This is a genomic window from Methylocaldum sp. 14B, assembly GCF_002005105.1.
In the GTDB taxonomy this organism is placed as follows: Bacteria; Pseudomonadota; Gammaproteobacteria; order Methylococcales; family Methylococcaceae; genus Methylocaldum.
In genome coordinates this window covers 35,334-55,743 of sequence record NZ_MSCV01000032.1, presented here as the reverse complement: position 1 = coordinate 55,743, position 20,410 = coordinate 35,334, and the positions used below count along the sequence as shown (strand labels likewise).

Genomic DNA, 20,410 nt, shown 5'->3' with positions numbered 1-20,410 from the left:
CGTTAAGAGGCCGTTCGTCCTTTCCCGTCCTTGCCCGCAGGCAATGCTGTCTGCATGTAGCGTGCGCTGAGTTCAGCCAATGCCGCCAAGATGACACTGCGCCGGCTGGTATCCGCCTCTTCGAGAGCAGCGGTGACGCGTTCGATCAGGTCGTTGACCGTTGCACGGTCCGTGTCGGCAACGTCAAACTCTTCGAGGAGCGGCGCCGGTCTGCCGTCCATGCCGATCACAACGGCCATGGCCTGTCTTTTCTCGGGACGCCCCTTCACGCGCGCGTATGTTTCCGCGCGAATGAATTTCTGGGCTATATCGGCAATTTCAATGCCGGACTTGTCCAGGTCCGGGTCAACCCAGTCGCGCGGCGGTTTGTTCGCGGCAAGACTAGCGATGCCCTCGAAGCTCTCGACACTTCCATCGAATTGCGAGAGCCTGCCGACAAAGGCTTCCAGCCTGAAGTCGCCGGCAAGTTGCCTGATGTTCTCGGCACGATCGCGCAACTCCGCCAGAGATTGCGGGGAAACATTCGGAACCTGCAACTCCGAGAGCATGATGTCACGCAAGCGGTGAAGCATTGAGGGATAGGCGTGCACCAGTTCCTCCAGTCCTTCCCGGACTCCCCCGACGATCCGACGCAGGGCTTCCTCATTAAGGTTCGCAACGTCTTCGCCAAGCGTTCCCGGAATGTCATCGAACAGGAACTTATTGGGGTCCTTTGCGCGTTTGAAAAGGTCGCGGACACGAACGGCATTCGCAGACAAGCGCATGGTTCGCTTGGTCCACGCGGGCAATTGATCGTAGATCGCCACAAGGCCGCGCGCGACATCGATAGGCTCCAGATGTACAAGAGCATTGGTGCTGTCGAGATCGCGAACGATCTCTGCCATGCCGGAGAGCAGTCGGCGGGAGACATCGCTCAGGTCCATCCATCGCAACTGTATAGCCGCCGCATCCATCGCCAGGTATTCGACATCGACATCGTCGAAGCGCGCCCTGAATATGCCCTCGCGGTAAACGGCCAACTTATTGCGTTGCGAAAGGATGAACGCAACAGCGAGAACCGGCATAAGCCCATCCTTGACGCCAAACGGGGGTCGGTGCCAGAGATCGAACAGCTCAGAGACCGCGATCGTCCGGCCGGCATTCTCTTTGATATGGTCTAGAGCAGCTTCCCATAGCGGGGCCAAGCGGCAAGGATCGGCTTCACCTTGCCCTGGTGCGGTAAAGCGCCATCCCGTGGCCGTATGTATGTAGAGCCGGGTTGATTCAAGAATGGACGCGAAAAGACCGCCCTCGGCCGGGAACCCGTCGATGCCAAGACGCGGCTCGCCTTCGTTGAGGACCATGCGCCGCAACAAGATATTCTGTGCGCCAATGGCGTTGCTCGACGGCTTCTGGCGGTTCAGCAACTCATTGTGCAATTGCGGGCACTGGTCAAACCGGTGATCCGCAAGTTCGGACGCAATGCCGTTCAGCTCAGCCGAGCGCAGGGGTTTTGGTGGGTAGTTCTTGCGGAACCACAATGCGGTGTCAAAGGCCTTATGCAGTTCCATTTCCAGCAGCGCCTGCATCTCTGCGAGACGTGCGGAAACTTCCCGTCGGGCAACAGGGTCTCCAGCCAGTTCCGCATGATTGTTGCTCACGTTTTCCAGCGCAAACAATTCCCGCGCCAAAGGAACAATCGCCCAGGAACGTTTGGAAATGCCGACAACGATATCCCATTTGTGACTACCGTTCTTGCTGTAGCGCGCCGCCTTGCGGCAAAGATCCTGCGCGCGTTCTTCGCTTTCCCCTTCGGTGGGAATAATAAGCAGGAATTGCCCGATCGCGCCGTTCTCGGGTTTGTAGTGAGCAGCAAAGTCAATAACGCCGCTCGACGGGACGATGTTGACTTCAAACCAGCGCAGCGCCCCGGTTTTATGATAGTGCCGCTTGGCCAGAACGGGTTGGAGGCCAGCTAGGGATTTGAGGAGCTTGAAATCAATCTCGTCGATTTCCTCTAGCGCCGTGCGCACGGCTTGGTCGATATCGAAGTCGCTTCCGGCGAATATGGCGTGGGCATCCAAGAACTTCTTGAAGATTGTGAACGACCACTTGTCTAGGTCGGACAACGCTGTTCTGATGTCCTTGGGAGATGATCTAGGCAGACAGGCGCACAGCAATTCGAAATTTGCGACTAGTCCCGAGCGTTCTTTGAACAGATCAATGACGGCGATGGTCTTGAGCAGTTTGATGTGCAGGGCATCGCCCCCTATAGACTCGCATCGCTCAAGGGCCTCGGCGGCCAGAGCCCAGCGATGACCGTCCGGCGAGGCCAGAATGGATGGCTCCAGATTGGCGCGAAGATAGTCCCACAGGCGGTCCGGACCATACAACTCATCGTCATTGGCATGGTTCAGGAAATCTTGAAAACCATACGGCTCCGATGAATTCAGAAATCCGAAGATGCTGCGCTGGTTCTGGCCGAAGCGACGCCGCGATATCGGCCCGAGCAGGTAGGCCACAACCGGATGCAGAGGCCAGCAGGATTCAAGCATCGCGGCCAAACGGGCGGCGTCATTCATGCGTTCACGGCGAGCAAAAGCAGCGATCGTGGACGACAGCTTGCCGGGTTCTTTGGGATGATGATCGCTTTCGATCGCACGCGAGATCAGGTCGATCTGCTCTTCGCCTGCGGTGTTGACAACAAGGTCGATGAAACGCCCCTGAATTTTTGCCCACTCATCGCGCGCCTCGTGAGAAAGGCGATGCGCATATTCTTCGAATGCCTGGTGCAATATGCCAATGACCAGCAAACGCCCCTTGCTGCGCGAGGCAACTTCGGCCAGTTCTTGAAAAACATAAATATCGGATCCATCCTGCGCAGCCGCTTCAAGAAACTTGCCCATCTCGTCGATGAACAGGATGAGGCCGCCATGCGTCCCAGTCTGGGACGCCACCGCCTCTGTCAGCGCCGCGATAAGGTTGCTTTCATTCCATCCTCCGTGTGGCACACAGTGCACGATCCCGGCTCTCTGAACAGCTTCTCCGATAACTTCGACGGGAGCGTGACGTCTCCCGACGACCGGCACAACATGCCATCCCTCTGTTCCTGTCGGTAGGGCATCCCAAATCGTCTTCGTGAGTTTCTGGCCAAAAACTCTGACCGCCCGCTCCTGCAATTCAGTATTGCCGTTCAGCAATGCGCTCAGGGCAATAACAAGACTTGATTTGCCGCTGCCATATGGCCCGGTCCAGGTAAACGCCCCCTGTCCGGTTTCCGAAACGTGGCGCGCCAATGTCATCAGGACTTCAGCGGAGGATTGAGGGCAAATGAATCCATCAAGAGCCGCCGCTTCGCCAAGATCCGAATCAATACGGACGGATCTCAGGAAACGTCGGGCGATACGGACGCGTTCGTTCAATGGCATCAGGCTGCCTCCCTTCCTGCATGCTCGGCGTAATCCATCTGTAGATAGGAAAATTTTGTATCTTCGCTGATATCGATGTTACGCACAACCTGCTTTAGGCCGGCGGTTTCGGACCATCGGAGCGCACCGGCTGTCTCCTCATCGAGAGCGGCGAGACGGTCGGCCACATCGTTTTCTTCAAAGGCGAATACACGCCCCGGCCCGCCCGGTTCATGGGCTATGGCCTCGAACGACAATGTCGTCGCGTTGGAGTACCGCAGCCAGAAATCCATCAGCGCATAGACAAATACACCGTGCCCCAATGTTGATTTGGGGCCGCGCACGAAACGGAAACCGTCCCTTTTGCCGATCGCCTTGATCAACCCCAATTCGGTGAGCGGTGATTCAAGAGCATCGTCATGTCCGGTCTTGCCGGAAGGCTGACGGGCGACATAGGTGCGGATAAAGCAGGCAACATCGTTCTTTATTGTGGCGTTCGACGCACGCGACCAATTGCGCTCCTTTGCAAGGCGTTCGAGTTTTTTTGTCAGGCTCTCTCTCTCAAAGGTTACAGCGGGGAAATGGCTGAACGCCCAAAACCACGTTGTTTTTTCAGGGTGGGCTGCAATCTGCCAATGGATTAACCAAAGGGTAGAGGGATTCTCGAGATAGGGATCGAGGCGCTCCGGCCCGAACAGCATGTGGCCAAGCCGGGTGGTTCGAACCGAATTGGTCCCCTGCGGCTCCTCGATAATGCCGACGGTTTTCGCCCAATGGCGCATGGAGCCGACCATGTTTTTGCCGACCCCGAAACGCGCGATGGCATCATCGTCCCAACAGGCGGACCTGTTATTTGCATTGTGTTCCGTTTCGGAAACGCGGTCATACACCTTTTTCAGCCAACCGTAGCGCAAGGGGAATGTTTCGTGTCCTGAGAATTGTGGACTGTAGGTGTCTTGATAAAGTGGTCCGCGTGCCATGTCTCCTCCGGCTACTGGATGATGTCTCCAGTTCGACTCTAACGCACGCCTGTGCTATGGTCAATCTGAGGCTGGAGATTCCCCCCAGGAACCGCGGGCTCTCAATCGGTCTGAGCCATCAAAACCTAAACCCATAGGCCAATGAATTATAATGAGAATTTCGCGAACTCTGTATTTCGACCACCAAGCGACCACCCCGGTCGATGAACGTGTTTTACAGAAAATGATTCCGTTTTTCAGGGAGAAGTTCGGAAATCCTCATGCATCGGATCACCGAGTCGGATGGGAAACTTCCCGAGCTGTGGCTGAGGCGGCGCACAGCATCGCAAACCTAATTGGTGCCGATGCGGACGAGATTGTTTTCACGTCCGGGGCCACGGAAGCGAACAACCTTGCCCTTCTCGGTCTTGGCAGGCACGAAACTGCGGGCGCGCGGCGGAAGATTCTGGTCAGTGCAGTTGAGCACAAATCCGTGCTCGAAGTCGCGCGCATTCTGGAACAGAAGCTCGGCTACACGGTCGAGCACCTGCCTGTAGACAAGGACGGCCGTGTGTCCGTGTCGGACCTGGAGGATGCGCTGGACGACGACGTGCTTGCCGTATCGATCATGGCCGTGAATAACGAGATCGGAACGATCCAAGACATTAATGGCCTCGCCGAAGCCGCTCGAAAAGCGGGAGCGCTCTTCCACTGCGATGCTGCGCAAGCGCCTGTCGCCATGAACCTGGAGTCGCTTGCTCGGGACGTGGATTTCTTGAGCCTATCCGCGCACAAAATGTACGGTCCGGCAGGTATTGGCATTCTTTATATACGCAGGGATCTTCAAGACCGGATTGAGCCCCTGATATATGGGGGCGGGCAGCAAAACGGTCTGCGCTCGGGCACCTTGCCCGCAGCTTTGTGTATAGGAATGGGCGCGGCGGCGGAAATTCTTGTAGCCCAAGCAAACGAAAAGGAGCGCTCGATCTTGCGCAAACGACGCGACACCTTTCTGGAAAAGTTGCTCGGCCTGCCGTGGCCTGTCCGGCTCAACGGTCCAAGAGGTGAAAACCGGCATCCCGGTAATGTAAACGTTGTGTTCCCCGGGTTATCGGCGCATGACATCCTGAATGCGCTTCAGCCTGGTCTTGCCGCCTCGACCGGTTCGGCGTGCACATCGGGCATCCCGGAACCGTCCCACGTTCTGAAAGCCATCGGCTTGACCGGTGATGAAGCCGAAGCCTCGATCCGTTTCAGCCTTGGCTTTGGGACAACCGATAGTGATGTCGAGGACGCTGTCGGCCTGATAGGTCAGGCATTGGAGCGGCTTTCAAAAATCCCTTCCGCCCATTTCGAGTGATTTCGCACAATTGCCCGCGCCTCTACCGAAGAGCGGTAGCATCTAATCTGTAAACGGTCTTCTACTTGTGGCAGACCACGCGGGCATCACCTCCTTCATCTTCCCCGCAAAGATCATCTATATCGACGAAGCTTTAGGTTGACCATAGGGGGTCCGCGAGCCAGCTTACTTATATCAAGGTATCAAGGCGCAGCCTCGATTACCTAAAGGCTCTTGGAACCTTCCTGCCTTCGGCTTGCGGCCGCAGCTCCCAGGCTTCTCCCAATCGGGATTCCGAATAGCTTACATGGATAGGTCGATCTGCGCCGTAGTAATACAGCCGATCAAAAGGCAGGTTCGCCATTATCCAGCGTGCGACCTCTTCCATGTCCTCATCCTCGACGATGAAGTCCACCGCCGCGCCTAATCGGAGACAGACGGGTTTATCCAAGCGGTTGCGCTCATGGGCAGCATGTTGATCCAGCTTGGGCGCGATGCGTCCTTTGATGTGCTTGGCGAGTTCGGCCGAACAGAAACCGTAAGTGAGTTTGATCATGCCGAAGTAGTCGATCACTGGATCCAGGATGTTCGTGGCCAATTCATATAGCGCTGTGTAACTGTCCGGCTCCTTGGGACGATTGGGAAGACCGGTGCGCGCCTGGGTCTCCCCGCATTCGATCAATTGCCGATAGGTGAAATGGTGGCCGCAGGGATCCTCGAGTTTTGGGATAGTCCGACTACGCACGAGTTGAAAGCCATCGATTTCCCACCGAGTCTGGGCAAGATGGGCATCAAATTCGCTGGGTTTGGGGCCATATCCGGTGAAGTTGAGCAAGCCGGCTTTTTCAAGCTCTGCCTCGAAGGCCAGTTGCTCTGCGTAATTCGGGAATTCTTCGTTGATGTAGCGTGACTTGCGATAGAGATAGGGTGGTTCGTAGGCTTCACCGTACTCGAAAATATCCAGATCTTGTTCCCGGAGTTTGATTTTGGTGCGCTGAATCATGCGCGGCAGAGGCCTGCCCGGGAAATCGTCGAAGCTCATGAGGGTGAGCTTACCGGAACGGATATGAATCTTGATGAGGTCGGCGCTGGTGGCATCGCCGTAGAGGCGTAGACTGCAGCCGACATAGGTCCGCAGCACCGGCGGGAGCTGTACCACAAGTTCGGTTGGCAAAGTGAGGGATTCACTCTCTTCCAGCCACCCGATTCCTCGCTCGGCTGCCTCCCGGCAGGCGGCGTCGATGTTTTCAGGCTTGCCGGCGGCAAAAAGGAGTTCCCGACCTGCTTCTAGCGCTCCGCAGTAGTCGCCGAAAAAGGCCTTCACGTCCTTTCGCAGGCGATTTTCCAAGTAGCGATAGGGTTTGCGAGATTCGAACTGCAGGTGAGCAAAATAGACGCTTAGATCATCAATTCGGGAACTGCGGGCTTGTTCGAGTAGCGCCTCGGCACAATCTTTGTGGGATTTGACGAAGCGAAGAGCGGCCGGGAGGGAACCGAGGTGGGTTGTGATTGCCGATAGGTTCAATGAGGTTTGATTGAGATCACCCTCATCTCGGCCATATCCAAGAGGAAGGTTATCTATTTGACCATTAGCTGGAATTTCGCTGCGGTCCGGCTCTCGCCCTAACCTAAGCCAGGTTTCCCAGAGCGCTTCTAGCAGCGTGCGGTGCTGCTGGTATTTTTCCTCGGCTTTATCTCGTCGGGCCGGTTTTTCTGGCCGAGACAAATGTGCAATCCTCAAGACATTGCGGCGGTTGACCTGGCGTCCGATCATGAAACGCTGCTCGGCCTCCTTGTCCTTGAAGACGTAAAAGATGCCGGGGCCGACCGGTATCGGCTCTTCGTCCAATACCTCGGCAAGATAGGCGCGCAATTCGCCTTGGGTGTAGTACTTCTGAAAGGTGTTGCGCGCGGTTAGCACGCCGTCGCCATAAGGGGTGCCGCGGACCGACTCCGGGTTGGCCAGCATGGCCGAGACGACCAGCAACTCATCGGCCAAGGCATAGGCACCACGCAAGGCTTCCATGCGCTCGACTGGGTCTTCGATGACGTTGATGACGAAGCCCAAGTTGACGATGTGCGCCGTTCGCTTCTCCCTGTCTGCGGCGTAATACGGATCCCAGCCTGCCGCCTCAATGCCGTTCTCCCGCAATCCCCGCAAGTCGTCACCGCGTCCGCAACCATAGTCGAACACGGATTTCCACCCGTCGAGCAAGCCGAAGCGGGCCAGCGTTTGTACTGGCGCGGAAAAACCATAGCGCGTCAGCGCGGTAAGATAGCGGGCAACGCCGCGAAAAGCCTTATGTTGAAGCTCATCGTCGACATCCGATTCTTCATTGCCGATAGGCACCAGCTGATGGCCGACGACACGATAGCCTTTTTGCGCCAGCAGAGTACTCCAAGCCTGTTGGAAGCCGATGCGAGTGGTATCGTCGAAAAGTCCGATTTGCTCGGCGGCGGAAGTTAGCGCGGCAAATTCGGCGAATTGCGGATGCTCCAAGGTTAGGAGCAATTCCTTGCGGTGCAAAATGGGAGGATTGAGCGAGCCTTCGTAGGCGCGGAGATGGACAGTGCCGTTGCCGAGATCGACGGTCCAATATCGCTTGAGAGCCGGGAACCCCTCCTCGAAGAAACCAGGGTAATCGAGCAGCGTGAGCCGTGCGCTATCGTGGCTGAATTTGACGACGTTGAAATCTTGACCTGGACACGTGTCAGTGAGGGCTGAGGCGGTCAGGATTAGCTCACGCCTCTCTTTATCATTCGGGTCAAGTGCGGAGAGGTGGATATATAAATTTTGGGCAACATTTTTCCCAACAGAGGACATCTTCGAACCGAAAGCTTATCGGTAGTCAAGATCAATGTTCAACAGCCAAAAATACTCGTTGTTGTACAGATTCTCATAGCCTCCTCGCAATGATTCCCTCCTAAGCGAACTCGGAGGGATTGCCCTTATATGGGGAAATCTCCCCGGTAGGGTTTGCGGTGGGTACGGCCTCTATTCGAGATCACAACCAAACTGAGCGCCTGTTTATTTCCAGAGGCCCAGCGACCTCATAAAGGCTCCGTCGGGACAGAACACTTCTCCCTTTTATACCTCATTCCATCGTCCGCAGCGTCAGAAAAAATCCGGCTCCGCTATGACAAACTTTTTCAAACCCTACGTCGCTACACGATTGTTAGACTGCAGCCAGGTTACAGCGTGAAGGGTAAGGAGTTCAGCGTTTGACGGCGATGCCTTCCGGGGCCTTGGGCACGGGGATAGTCTTTACTACCTCGTCCGTCTTGGTGTCGATCACCGAGACGGTGCCTGCGCCGGTGTTGGTGATCAAGAGCCAGCGCCCGCCGCTAGCGAAACCTATGCCGTGGCTGCCGGCGTCCGGCGCGATGGGGATGGTCTTGACGATGCGGTGGGTCGCGAGATCGATTTTCTGCACCGTGCCGGCCCCGTCGTTGGCGACATAGGCACGGGTCTGGTCCGGCGTCACCGTGACCTGTACCGGCCCGGCGTCGGTGGGAATGCGGGTGATCAGCTTGTGGGTCGTTCCGTCGATCACTGCCACGTGATTGGCGTTGTGACAGGCGATGTAGACGCGCTTGCCGTCCTTGAGGGCGCCCGCGCCCAGAGGTCCGGCCCCCACAGGCACCGTCGCGAGCGTCTTCCGTTTCGAGCGAGAGAACACAGTCACATCGCCGCCGCCGAAATTGGTGACGAACACCTGGTCGCCGGCCACCAGCGCGAAATGAGGCATGTGGCCTACCTGGAACGTGCGCAATGATGCAAGGGTTTCCGTATCGAAGACTTCCACCCGGTTCTCGAATTCGTTGGTGATGTAGGCTTCCTTTCCGTCCGGGCTGAAGTACGTGTGGCGCGGCCCCAGGCCGGTGGCGAGGGACCGGATGACCGTATTGCCCGCGGTGTCGATGACCGCCACCGTGCCGGCGTTGTTGTTCGTCACCCAGGCCTGTTTCTGATCCGGCCGCAAGGCCACGTTGTGGTTGTGGATGCCGACCGGAATCGTCTGCCTCACCGCGCCGGAAGCAAGATCAACCATGGCGACGCCGCCGCCGAACCAGGAGGTCACATAGGCCGTCCCCGCCAGAGGCGGCGACTCTTCCGCCCAGCCGAGCCGGAGGCTGCAAAGGACCAATAGAATCGAGGCGCATACCGGGCTTTTCAGGAAATAAAGACCGTTCATTGCTTCTGACTCCTTTTGCGAAAGGCTGCGTACAACTCATTGAACACGCCCGAGGCCAGTTCGAACAGGCGGTCGTCTTCGGGGATCGTTTCCTGCAAGTCCACCAACACCCGTACGATACCGCTAGTCCCGGCCGGGCGAATCCCCCCGGCATCGAGGCAGCGCATGAGGGCGCCGATCCGGTTCAAGGCCGGATCGGCAAGACCGAAACTCGCTTGCAGGGTTTCGAAGGTCGCCTTGTCGCCAACATGGGTGAAGAGGCCCCGTCGAAAACGAATTGGTTTGATAGCCTACATCAGATGGTGTTGGATGGAACGGTTCAACTCCTGTTTGAAGTCGGTCGACTGTGCCACGATGCATCATTCGGTCTGAACGGAGGGAAGTGATGAACGAGAAGAAGCGAGGCTAGAAATGAATCGTCCGTACCGATTACGACAACCCGGCGTATCGGCCGCTCTCACGGCGGCCCTGTTGTTCGGCGCCGGCACGCCGCTCGCGAAGGGGCTGCTGTCCGAAGTGAGCCCATGGCTCTTGGCAGCCTTGCTCTACCTGGGGTCCGGACTCGGGCTGAGCGTATATCGTTGGGCCCGTCGTTCGCCCGGCGTGAAGCCGGCCCCCGGCGAATGGTTCTGGCTGGCCGGTGCGATCCTGGCGGGCGGTGTCGTCGGGCCGGTGCTGTTGATGCTCGGACTGGCGGGCCTGCCGGCGTCGGGCGCTTCGCTGCTGCTCAACGCCGAGGGTGTATTCACCGCGCTGTTGGCCTGGTTCGCCTTCCGGGAGAATTTCGACCGGCGCATCGCGCTGGGCATGACCGCGATCGTTCTTGGGGCGGTCGTGCTGAGTTGGCCGGGGGACGCCCGGTTCTCGGGGTTTTGGCCTGTGTTGGCCGTGGTGAGCGCCTGCCTGGCCTGGGGCATCGACAACAATCTGACCCGCAAGGTGTCGCTGGCCGATGCGACCTGGATCGCCTCGATCAAGGGCTTGACGGCGGGCGGCATGAACCTGGCGCTGGCCTTTCTGCTGGGAACGGCCTGGCCACCGCTGCCAGAACTCGCCGGCGCCCTGCTAGTCGGCTGGCTGGCCTACGGCGTCAGCCTGAGCCTGTTCGTGGTGGGCCTGCGTCACCTGGGCACTGCCCGAACCGGCGCCTATTTCTCGGTCGCGCCGTTCTTCGCTGCCATGCTCTCGATTCCACTCCTCGGCGAACCGGTCAGCGGGCGCTTGTGGATCGCCGGAGGGCTCATGGCTTTCGGTGTTTGGCTGCACCTGACCGAGCGGCACCGCCACGAACACACCCATGAGGCGATGGAACACGCGCATGAGCATGTCCACAATGAGCATCATCGGCACCCACACGATGAATCCCTCTTGCCCGGCACCAAACACAGTCATCGGCACCGCCATGAACCGCTGACTCACGCCCATGCCCATTTCCCGGATGCACACCATCGGCACGGTCATTAAGAATCACCGCATCCGCTCGGAAGCGTCGACCGACTCCGACGGCGGCCAGGGTCGATCCGTTCGGCACGCTCGCGGTAAGATGGCCTCGTCCGGGAAGCGGACCTCAACCCTTAAGGAAACATCCCCAACATACACAGGAGACATCGACCATGGCTCAATTTTCCAAGACTTCCGGCGCCTTGCTGGCCACCGCCGCCGCGGCGCTGTTCGCCGGCGGGCTCGTCCAGGCGGCCGAAACGGGTAAAGAGAAAGGTAAAGCCGCCGAAGAGGCGAAGGTGCAGTGCTACGGCATCAATGCCTGCAAAGGGCAGTCGGAATGCAGAACCGCCACCAACGCCTGCAAGGGACAGAATTCCTGCAAGGGCAAAGGCTTTCTCACCACCGCCACGAAGGAGGAATGCAAGGCCAAGGGCGGCAAACTCCAGCAAAGCTGAGGCGGGGCGCCGGGCTCTTCACGGAGTCCGGTGCTCTTTTCTGGGTTGGTAGAGGAAATGGGGAAATCATACGTTAAGGGCTGACCTGTCAGACCAAGGTCATAGAGAGCCGCGCGAACGTGTCAGAAAACGCGGAAACTGGTGCTCTGGTTAGGGTTAGAAATGACAAATTGCTGTGAAGATAAAAGCTGCGAGATAGTCGCCCTGCGCGCGGCGAATCACGGGCGCGTGCTGTGGATCGTGCTCATGATCAATGTCGCGATGTTCTTCGTAGAGGGCTGGGCGGGGCTGCTGGCTCACTCCACCTCGCTTCTCGCCGACGCTCTTGACATGTTTGGTGATGCCTTGGTGTATGGGTTCAGCCTTTTTGTGCTGGCACGTTCGGCGCGTTGGCAGGCGGGTGCGGCTCTCGCGAAGGGCAGTTTCATGCTCGCCTTCGGCCTCGGTGTGTTGGGGGAAGCTGCCTATAAAGCGCTTCATCCCATTATGCCGGGGGTGGAGACGATGGGCGCCATCGGTGGGGTGGCGCTTGCTGCAAATCTTGTTTGTTTCTTCCTGCTCTACCGTCACCGGGGCGACAACCTCAACATGCGTTCTACATGGCTGTGCTCCAGAAATGATCTTATAGCCAACGTCAGTGTCTTGCTGGCCGCGGCCGGTAGCTACCTGCTCGCCTCGCGCTGGCCGGATATTGTTGTTGGAAGTCTCATTGCAAGCCTGTTCCTTAGTTCTGCGTTCAGTGTCTTGCGGCAGTCCATTCGAGCACTGCGTGCACCATCCACGCTATCTCCCCAAATCATGAGATCGGTAACCGTCCGTCGAAGAGGAACGGCGCCGTGAACACGCCCCCAAAAGCAAGACCCTTCCTCGGCTTTGGCTTAGGGCTCCGCAAGGAGCATTACGAAGCCATCCTCCAAGGACAGCCCACGGTGGACTGGTTCGAGATCCTCACCGAAAACTATCTGGTGGAGGGCGGCAAACCCCTTCATTACCTGGAGCGGATTCGCGCCGATTACCCCATCGTCATGCATGGCGTTTCCCTGTCCATCGGCGGCACCGATCCCTTGAATTTCGACTACCTGCACCAGGTTAAGGCGCTGGCGGATCGCATCGAACCCGTGTGGATTTCCGATCACCTGTGCTGGACCGGCGTCGACGGCCTCAATCTGCACGATCTCCTGCCCCTGCCCTACACGGAGGAGGCGCTGGACCACGTGGTCCACCGGGTCGGACAGGTCCAGGAGTTCCTCGGGCGGCGGATTCTGCTGGAGAATGTGTCCAGCTACGTGAGCTATGCCGATTCCGAAATGAGCGAATGGGAATTCCTCGCGGGGGTGGCTGAGACGGCGGACTGCCTGATTCTCCTCGACCTCAACAATATCTACGTGAGCGCCCGCAACCACGGCTTTGACCCTTACGACTATCTGAACCATGTTCCGGAGAAGCGGGTCTGGCAGTTTCACCTGGCGGGCCATTTCGATCGCGGCGATCTCCTCATCGACACCCACGACCGTACCGTGATCGATGAGGTCTGGGGGCTGTACGAAGCGGCCGCAGTCCGCTTCGGAACCGTCTCGACCATGATCGAGCGGGATGACGACATTCCGCCCCTGGAAGTGTTGATGAAAGAATTGAACCGGGCGCGGCGCATCGGCGAGCAGGCGATGCGGGAGGCGGCATGAACCGTCACCCGAGCCGGCCGACATCCAGCTTGGCGGAACTCCAGCGCCGCTTTCAGGCGTACCTGCTGAACCCGAGCGCTAATCCGCCCGCGGCCTTCCGGGACGATGGCCGAGCCTCCGGGGCGCAGCGCGCCGAAGTCTACGCCGAAGCCTACCGGCTGCGTCTCGTTGAGGCGCTGGCGGCCGATTATCCCGCGCTCCGGGCGCTGCTGGGCGAGAATGATTTCGCCCATCTGGGGCGGACCTATGCGGAGGCCCATCCCTCGCGCTCCGCGTCCATCCGCTGGTTCGGCCGACACCTCGGCCGGTTCTTGCAGGACGATTCGGAGTATCGGGAGCGCCCCGAGCTGGCCGAACTGGCGGCGTTCGAGTGGGCGCTCAGCGAAGCCTTCGACGCGGCGGAAGCCCCGGCCGTCTCGCCCGAAGCCCTGGCCGCGCTGCCGGCGGCCCGCTGGCCCGACCTGCGGCTCCGTTTTCATCCGGCCTTACGCCGTGTCAAGCTCCGCTTCAACATCCCGGAAGTCTGGCAGGCACTGAATCAAAAGGCCTCCCCGCCGCCCTTCGAAGCGCTCGATTCCCCTCAAACCTGGATCGTCTGGCGGTCCGATCTCAAGCTGTTTTTCCGGAATTTGAATTTGTCCGAAGCTCAGGCCTTCGATGCCCTGTATCAGGGCTTGCACTTCGCCGAGGTCTGCGAGGGCTTGTGTGATCGACTGCCAGCGGAGAACGTCGCCGCGACGGCCGCTGGTTTTCTGGCCCATTGGCTGACCGAGGGCTGGATCGCGGCCTTCGAAGCCGACCCAGAGTCCTCCGCCACGAATTGAACGCCCCAGTAAGCCGGAAATCCAAAAGGTAGGATTCTGATCGAAGAGCCAATCCGGAAGCCGACATGGAACGGAGGACCTCACCGTGATGCGTAATGGAATGATGGACGGAATGATGGGAGGCGGCATGCTCGTTTGGACGATCGTGGGCCTTCTGCTGATCGTCCTGCTTGCCGTAGTCATCGTCAAATTATTGCGGACATAGCGAAACCCCGTGCGTTTCACAGGCCAAAGATCGTGGCATTTCGTCATTCAGCGAAGCACTCTCTAGCCGTTGGAGCGTGCGCACGTTGGCGCGGTGTGGAGCACATTCCGTGGCTGTACGATGGATTCATGAGCCTGGCCGACGGACTGGGCTTCGCGCGCTGGCGCCGTGCCTTGGTACGAACCGCCCGTGGGTGCACGTTGGAGGTGGGCTGCGGCACCGGCCGCAACCTGCCGCTCTACCCGCCCGGGGTTGCCGTGGTTGGGCTGGACCCCGACCCGCGGTCTTTGGTGCGCGCTCGGCGGCGGGCGCCCCATATCCCTTTGGTCGCCGCTCGGGTGGAGGCCCTGCCGTTTCGGGCCGGGACCTTCGATACCGTGGTCAGCAGCCTTGTCTTTTGCAGCGTGGAGGATCCTGCACAGGGACTGCGCGAAATCCGGCGGGTCCTTCGTGAGGGAGGCCGGTTGCAGATGCTGGAACATGTGCGCTCCAATCGGCCGTTCTGGGCCAAGTTCCAGGACCACATTCAACCACTCTGGACCTATGTCAGTGGCGGCTGCCGTCCCAACCGGGAGACCGAGGCGGCCGTCGAGGCGGCGGGTTTCCGGATCGACTCCTCCGACCGCGAAGCCAGCGGTGTACTGCGACGCTTCCGTGCACGCCCGATTTCCAAAACAGCTTGCGCCAGCGTCTTAAAGAGGCCTTGAGTTCCCGACGAACTTTCATTGAGGGCCTCTTTCCAAAAAAGAAGGCGGATGAAATTCCGTCCGGGATGGTGATGCCAAAGTCTGAAAAAGCTGACGCGCATGAATATCGTAGTGATGGTGCTCGCCGTGATCGGTGCGCTGGCGATCATTGTTCTGCTCGGGATGGCGCTGATGCACGGCATGATGATGGGCGGCATGATGGGCGCTCCCATCGCTACGCTGGCTGGCCTGCTGATTTTGATTGCACTCATTACGGCGGTCGTGATCCTCGCCGTTCGAAGTAATTACGGCGGTCGTGATCTTCGCCGTTCGAAGTAGAAGTAAATGAGGAACAAGACGATGCCTGGTCGACAGCTTTTGGTGGAATACCGCTTCGAGTAAGCCGTAAGCGCAGAGCAGGGAGAGTGGCTGATGGACGACCGAGACGTGGTAATTGTGACCGGACCCACCGGCTTCATTGGCAGCGCGCTCATCGAGGCGCTCGCCAAATGTTTCCGTATCGTTGGTTTCGATCAGCCTGGACCACCCCATCCACCCCCGATCGCCGACTGCGTCTGTGTCGATATCTCCTCTGAGGAGAGCGTGCAGGAGGCATTCCAGAGCGTGCGCCACTGGCACGGCGAGCGCATCGCTTCGGTCATTCACTTGGCCGCTTATTATGATTTCTCCGGAGAGCCGAGCCCGAAATACGAGGAGATCACCGTCCGCGGCACCGAGCGCCTGCTGCGCGGCCTTCGCTCGTTCCAGGTGGAGCAGTTCATCTATTCAAGCACCATGCTCGTCTATGCTCCCACGCAGCCCGATCAGCCCATCCAGGAGGACTGGCCGCTCGATCCAAAGTGGGATTATCCGAAATCGAAGGTCGAGGCCGAAAAGGTCATTCGCGCCCAGCACGGCGCGATTCCCATCGTGCTGCTGCGCATCGCCGGCGTCTATGACGACCTGTGCCATGCTCCGGTGCTCGCCCACCAGATCCAACGCATCTACGAACGCCGACTGGTCGGCCATGTCTTCGCCGGCGAGATGTCCCATGGCCAGTCCTTCCTGCATCTTGACGACCTGGTGAACGCCCTCGTCCGACTCGTGGAGCGCCGCCGCCGGCTGCCGCCCGAACTGGTGCTGCTGCTCGGCGAGCCCGAGACGATGAGCTATGACGAACTGCAGCGCGAGATCGGCCGGCTCGTCCACGGCGAGGCGTGGGAAACCCGTGCCGTACCCAAACCCTTGGCGAAAGCCGGGGCCTGGTTGCGGGACCTCGCGCCGGGAGAGGAACATTTCATTAAGCCGTGGATGGTCGACCGCGCCGACGATCATTACGAGCTCGACATCGGCCGCGCCCGCGCGCTTCTCGACTGGACACCGAAGCGCAGGCTGCGCACCACGCTTCCGAAAATGATCGCCGCCCTCAAGGCCGATCCGCTCGGATGGTACCGGGAAAACGAGCTCCCAGCTCCCGCCGGGCTGGAAAAGGCGGCGGACCGGTCCCGATCGGAAGTCGCTCCCGGGCAGGAACCCGCCGCCGAGGGTGAAGGGCGGGCGCTGACGACCGCCGTGCCCGATCAGGCGATGCGCGAGCATATGGAGATAATGCACGCGCATCGCCGGATGACGCTCTGGGTGCACTTCGCCATCATGGCGCTCGGCCTGTGGCTGATCGCGAGTCCCTTCACGCTGGGCTACCTCGACCCGGAGGTGGGCCCCGAGGCTCTGCGGGTCACGGTCGAACGGGATCTGCCGCCGCCGGCGCTCCGCAACACGGCCCTGGCCTGGAGCGACGGGCTGAGCGGCCTGCTCCTCCTGGCCTTCGGCGCCCTCTCCCTGTCGGCGCGCTACGGGTGGGCGCAATGGGCCAATGTCTTCGTCGGCCTCTGGCTCCTGTCCGCCCCGCTCGTCTTCTGGACGCCGAGCCCCGCGGCCTATCTGAACGACACCCTGGTCGGGGCGCTCGTGATCGCTTTCGCCATCCTGATCCCCGAGATGCCGGGTATGAGCATGGAGGCGATGATGGCGGGCCCGGACATCCCGCCCGGCTGGAGCTATTGCCCCTCGACCTGGCTCCAGCGCTTGCCCATCATCGCCCTGGCGTTCGTCGGCTTTTTCATCGCCCGTTATCTCGCCGCCTATCAGATGGGCCATATCGGCGCCGCCTGGGACCCCTTCTTCGGCAGAGGCACCGAACAAATCATCACCTCGGACGTCTCCCGCGCCTGGCCGGTCCCGGACGCCGGGCTGGGGGCGCTCACCTATATGCTGGAGGCGCTGATGGGCTTCATGGGCGACAAGCGCCGCTGGCGCACCATGCCCTGGATGGTGCTGCTGTTCGGCATCGTGGTCGTGCCGTTGGGGGTGGTCAGCATCGTTTTCATCATCATCCAGCCGATCGTGATCGGCACCTGGTGCACCTTATGCCTGGTCGCCGCCCTCGCCATGCTCGTCATGATCCCCTTCGCCCTGGACGAACTCGTGGCCATGGGGCAATTTCTGGTCCACAGCCACCGGACGGGCCAGCCGTTCTGGAGCACGTTCTTCAGGGGCGGGATCATGCCGGACGGGGCCGAGGACAAATCCCCGGGGTTTGAGGCGTCTTCTTTTACGGAGATGGGCCGGGCGATGGCCTGGGGCGTCACGGTGCCCTGGACGCTGCTGTTGAGCACCGCGATCGGCATCTGGCTCATGTTCACGCGCCTCATCTTCGGAACCGGGGGCGAGATGGCCGACAGCGACCACCTGGTGGGCGCCCTCGCCGTGACCGTCGCCATCATCGCCATGGCGGAGGTCGCCCGCCCGTTGCGCTTCATCAATGGGCTGTTCGGCGCATGGCTGATCATCGCCCCCTGGGTGCTGACCGGGGCCGGCGCGGCCGCCTCCTGGGCGGGGGTCGTTGCGGGCGGCCTTTTGATTCTCCTCAGCCTCCCCCGCGGTCCAGTGAAAGACCATTATGGAAACTGGGACCGATACATCGTCTGAGCGAGGAGCAGATTTCCCGTCTCCCACCTATCAAGGAGAATGAAATGGGTCCAATCCTGAGACTTTTGAGCGTATTCCTATGGATAGTGCTGGGCTCTTACGCCAACGCGCAGATCCATCAACCGCCGCAGCCGACGGCTCCGGACCGCCAAACGACCGGGGATACTCCACCCTCTCCGCTGACCCCGCCGAATCAGGGCGGCATGGGGCAGGGCCCATCGGGTATGCCAGCCATGCCCATGGGCGGCCAATGCCCCATGTGCGAGGCCATGATGCAGAAAGAGCTGATGGTGTTCCCGTGGCTGGTCGGGGGTGGAGCCGTCTTGGGTATTCTGATAACCATAGCCTTGGCGCTCCTGGTGGTGCTCGAGATCCAGTGGATCCGGCTCTGGACGCTTCGCTTGAAGGCTGAAAAGACGAAAGTACCGCCCTAACACGGAAGTGCGGAGGGCTGTACGGTCCTTAGGGTGTTTCCGGCGTGATGGAGCCAGTCCGCTTTGGCATAGAGAGGCCTTGGCATCGGTGATATCGCCCCACGCCTCATTTTTTCTTGTCACCAATCCGACAGGAAAGTCTTTCAGAAAAAAGTCCGGTCGAATTCAAAACAGGTGCCGTCCGGGGAGGAGCGTTTTTATCTCCCGGACGCACTTACAGACCAAATTCCCATTCCTTACCGAAGTTTAGCGATGGACAAGGAGAGGCTATGAATACGAATCCTGATCAACTTGGGGCCGTCGCAGAAAACGGAACGAAAAGTACGCTCAACGGCCGTCATGGCAACGCAGGCCGCGCCGCGTCTTGCCCTCCGTGCATAGGCGTCCGGTTGGAGTACAACTAATGATCGATCAGATCGGGCAAACCCTATATGTCAGCGCCGGTCTCTTCTGGAAGGCATTCTGGGCGCTGGCGTTCGGCTACGCGTTCTCCTCGCTAATCCAGGTCCTGGTCCCGCGCGAGGTGATCGCCAAGTACCTGGGCCACACCGGCCTGAGGCAGACGGTTTTGGCCATGCTGTTGGGACCGGCATCTTCGGCCTGCTCGTTTGCCGCGCTCTCGGCCGGGCGGGCGCTTTTCGCGAAAGGAGCCGCCCTTGTTCCGATGATGGCGTTCCTCTTCGGCTCGACGAACCTCGCACCCCCGGTGGCAGCGCTGGCCTGGATCTTCCTGGGTTGGCAGTTCGCGCTGGCGCTCGTCGTCGGCTCGGTCGCCCACGTCGCCATCATGGCCGTAATTGTCGGCTTAACCTATCCCAACAAAATGGTCGAGCGCGCCCGCGAGGACGCCGCGAAAGCGGGCGAGAAGCGTGCTGGAATTCGCGGTGAGCCATCAGAGGGGCTGCCGAGGTCCTGGCGAGACAAGCTGTGGAGCGGCGAGGCGTGGTGCCGCGTCGGCGTAACCTACCGCGGCGAGTGGGGCATGATTTGGAAAGACCTGTTCTTCGGCTTTCTGATTGCGGGCGCGGTGGCCACGCTCGTGCCCGACGCTGTCTTCCAAGCCATCTTTCCGCGAGAGTTGCCTATGCTTCTGCTCGTGCTCATCCATGCGCTGCTCGGGCCGGCGCTTGCAATCCTTACCATCATCGGCTCGATGGGCAACGGCCCGCTGGCGGCAGTGCTCTGGGAAAATGGAGTGCTTTTTTCCGGAATCGTTGCGTTCCTATATGCTGACTTCGTGGTCATCCCTTCGCTGCACATCAATGCGACATACTACGGCTGGCGCTTCGCCGCTTACCTCGGCGCGATCTTCACCGGGTCTGCGATCGGGGCCGGCATCATCATGCACGCGCTGTTCTGGGCGTTGGGAATGATTCCGGAGTCGAAAGCTGGGCGCGTCCAGGAACTGGCGCAGTTCCGTATCGATTACGTGTTCTTCCTGAATCTCGCCGCGATTACCATCACTGGCGTGCTCATTTGGCTGGGCTGGCAAGGCGCCGGGCCGAGGAAAGGGAGGACCGCGACGGCCAATCGCAGTGATTGATGATCCGATCCGTCGGAGTGAAGGTGAGGAGCGGGGTCGGACCTGCACGATCGGTTGGTTGGCCTCAGAACAGTACCGTCGACATGGATCATCGCGACATTGAAGTCGCCATCGGGCACAACCACGCACTGGCAAGTGCCCTGCGCATCGCTGGCACACCGAGCTTCGTGATTGGCGAGGAGGTTTTCCAGGGCTATACCGACCTTCCAACGCTCCAAAGGCTCATCCAACGCGAGCGGGAGCGCCGCAAACCCTCGCGGCGCTAGAGTT

At 59.8% G+C, this 20,410-nt stretch carries 17 protein-coding genes; 12 read left to right on the top strand and 5 right to left on the bottom strand.

From position 1 onward, the window contains the following. Positions 1-2 precede the first annotated feature (2 nt). Positions 3-3,407, bottom strand: a complete 3,405-nt coding sequence (locus tag B2A78_RS20050; RefSeq protein WP_077731824.1) for an ATP-binding protein — start codon at positions 3,405-3,407, stop codon at positions 3-5. Beyond that, positions 3,407-4,366, bottom strand: coding sequence for a DUF4007 family protein (locus tag B2A78_RS20045; RefSeq protein WP_077731823.1), 960 nt, complete (start codon positions 4,364-4,366; stop codon positions 3,407-3,409). The genes B2A78_RS20050 and B2A78_RS20045 overlap by 1 nt, the downstream gene beginning before the upstream one ends. A 151-nt stretch (positions 4,367-4,517) precedes the next feature. Between B2A78_RS20045 and B2A78_RS20040 the strand changes: the two genes are divergently transcribed. Then, on the top strand, positions 4,518-5,705 hold the full coding sequence (locus B2A78_RS20040; protein ID WP_077731822.1) for a cysteine desulfurase family protein: 1,188 nt from the start codon (positions 4,518-4,520) through the stop codon (positions 5,703-5,705). A 199-nt stretch (positions 5,706-5,904) separates the two neighbouring features. Here B2A78_RS20040 and B2A78_RS20035 read toward each other — a convergent pair whose 3' ends face one another. From B2A78_RS20035 to B2A78_RS20025, 3 genes are all read right to left on the bottom strand, one after another. Further along, complete coding sequence (locus B2A78_RS20035; protein ID WP_077731821.1) at positions 5,905-8,508, bottom strand: DNA phosphorothioation-associated putative methyltransferase; 2,604 nt, start codon at positions 8,506-8,508, stop codon at positions 5,905-5,907. 391 nt (positions 8,509-8,899) lie between these two features. Next, on the bottom strand, positions 8,900-9,880 hold the full coding sequence (locus B2A78_RS20030; protein ID WP_077731820.1) for a YncE family protein: 981 nt from the start codon (positions 9,878-9,880) through the stop codon (positions 8,900-8,902). Beyond that, positions 9,877-10,158, bottom strand: a complete 282-nt coding sequence (locus tag B2A78_RS20025; RefSeq protein WP_276205412.1) for a chromate resistance protein ChrB domain-containing protein — start codon at positions 10,156-10,158, stop codon at positions 9,877-9,879. Before B2A78_RS20025 ends, B2A78_RS20030 begins: the two co-directional genes overlap by 4 nt. 133 nt (positions 10,159-10,291) lie before the next feature. On the opposite strand from B2A78_RS20025, the gene B2A78_RS20020 reads away from it, so the two are divergent. The 11 genes from B2A78_RS20020 (at position 10,292) to B2A78_RS19970 (ending at position 20,406) form a co-directional block, all read left to right on the top strand. Then, the gene (locus B2A78_RS20020) at positions 10,292-11,344 is read left to right on the top strand and encodes a DMT family transporter (RefSeq protein ID WP_077731818.1); all 1,053 of its coding nucleotides are present in this window, start codon (positions 10,292-10,294) and stop codon (positions 11,342-11,344) included. A gap of 149 nt (positions 11,345-11,493) precedes the next feature. Then, entirely contained in the window at positions 11,494-11,778 is a 285-nt protein-coding gene (locus B2A78_RS20015; RefSeq protein ID WP_077731817.1) for a hypothetical protein, read from the top strand. 162 nt (positions 11,779-11,940) lie between these two features. Then, positions 11,941-12,618 (top strand): cation diffusion facilitator family transporter, encoded by a 678-nt coding sequence (locus tag B2A78_RS20010; RefSeq protein ID WP_077731816.1) that lies wholly within the window; start codon positions 11,941-11,943, stop codon positions 12,616-12,618. Continuing rightward, positions 12,615-13,460 (top strand): DUF692 domain-containing protein, encoded by an 846-nt coding sequence (locus B2A78_RS20005; protein ID WP_077731815.1) that lies wholly within the window; start codon positions 12,615-12,617, stop codon positions 13,458-13,460. Before B2A78_RS20010 ends, B2A78_RS20005 begins: the two co-directional genes overlap by 4 nt. After that, positions 13,457-14,284 carry a DNA-binding domain-containing protein gene (locus tag B2A78_RS20000; RefSeq protein WP_077731814.1) on the top strand — a complete coding sequence of 276 codons (828 nt, stop codon included), beginning with the start codon at positions 13,457-13,459 and terminating at the stop codon, positions 14,282-14,284. The genes B2A78_RS20005 and B2A78_RS20000 overlap by 4 nt, the downstream gene beginning before the upstream one ends. A 300-nt stretch (positions 14,285-14,584) precedes the next feature. Then, complete coding sequence (locus B2A78_RS19995; RefSeq protein ID WP_205780844.1) at positions 14,585-15,196, top strand: class I SAM-dependent methyltransferase; 612 nt, start codon at positions 14,585-14,587, stop codon at positions 15,194-15,196. A 99-nt stretch (positions 15,197-15,295) separates the two neighbouring features. Next, positions 15,296-15,514 carry a hypothetical protein gene (locus B2A78_RS19990; RefSeq protein ID WP_077731812.1) on the top strand — a complete coding sequence of 73 codons (219 nt, stop codon included), beginning with the start codon at positions 15,296-15,298 and terminating at the stop codon, positions 15,512-15,514. Positions 15,515-15,607: 93 nt separating this feature from the next. Then, entirely contained in the window at positions 15,608-18,163 is a 2,556-nt protein-coding gene (locus tag B2A78_RS19985) for a vitamin K epoxide reductase family protein (protein WP_205780843.1), read from the top strand. Between the two features lie 44 nt (positions 18,164-18,207). Then, entirely contained in the window at positions 18,208-18,597 is a 390-nt protein-coding gene (locus B2A78_RS19980; protein WP_077731810.1) for a hypothetical protein, read from the top strand. 403 nt (positions 18,598-19,000) lie between these two features. Further along, entirely contained in the window at positions 19,001-20,140 is a 1,140-nt protein-coding gene (locus B2A78_RS19975) for a permease (RefSeq protein WP_077731809.1), read from the top strand. Next, positions 20,140-20,406: a DsbA family protein gene (locus B2A78_RS19970; RefSeq protein ID WP_077731808.1), complete on the top strand. Its 267-nt coding sequence runs from the start codon at positions 20,140-20,142 to the stop codon at positions 20,404-20,406. The genes B2A78_RS19975 and B2A78_RS19970 overlap by 1 nt, the downstream gene beginning before the upstream one ends. Positions 20,407-20,410 lie beyond the last annotated feature (4 nt).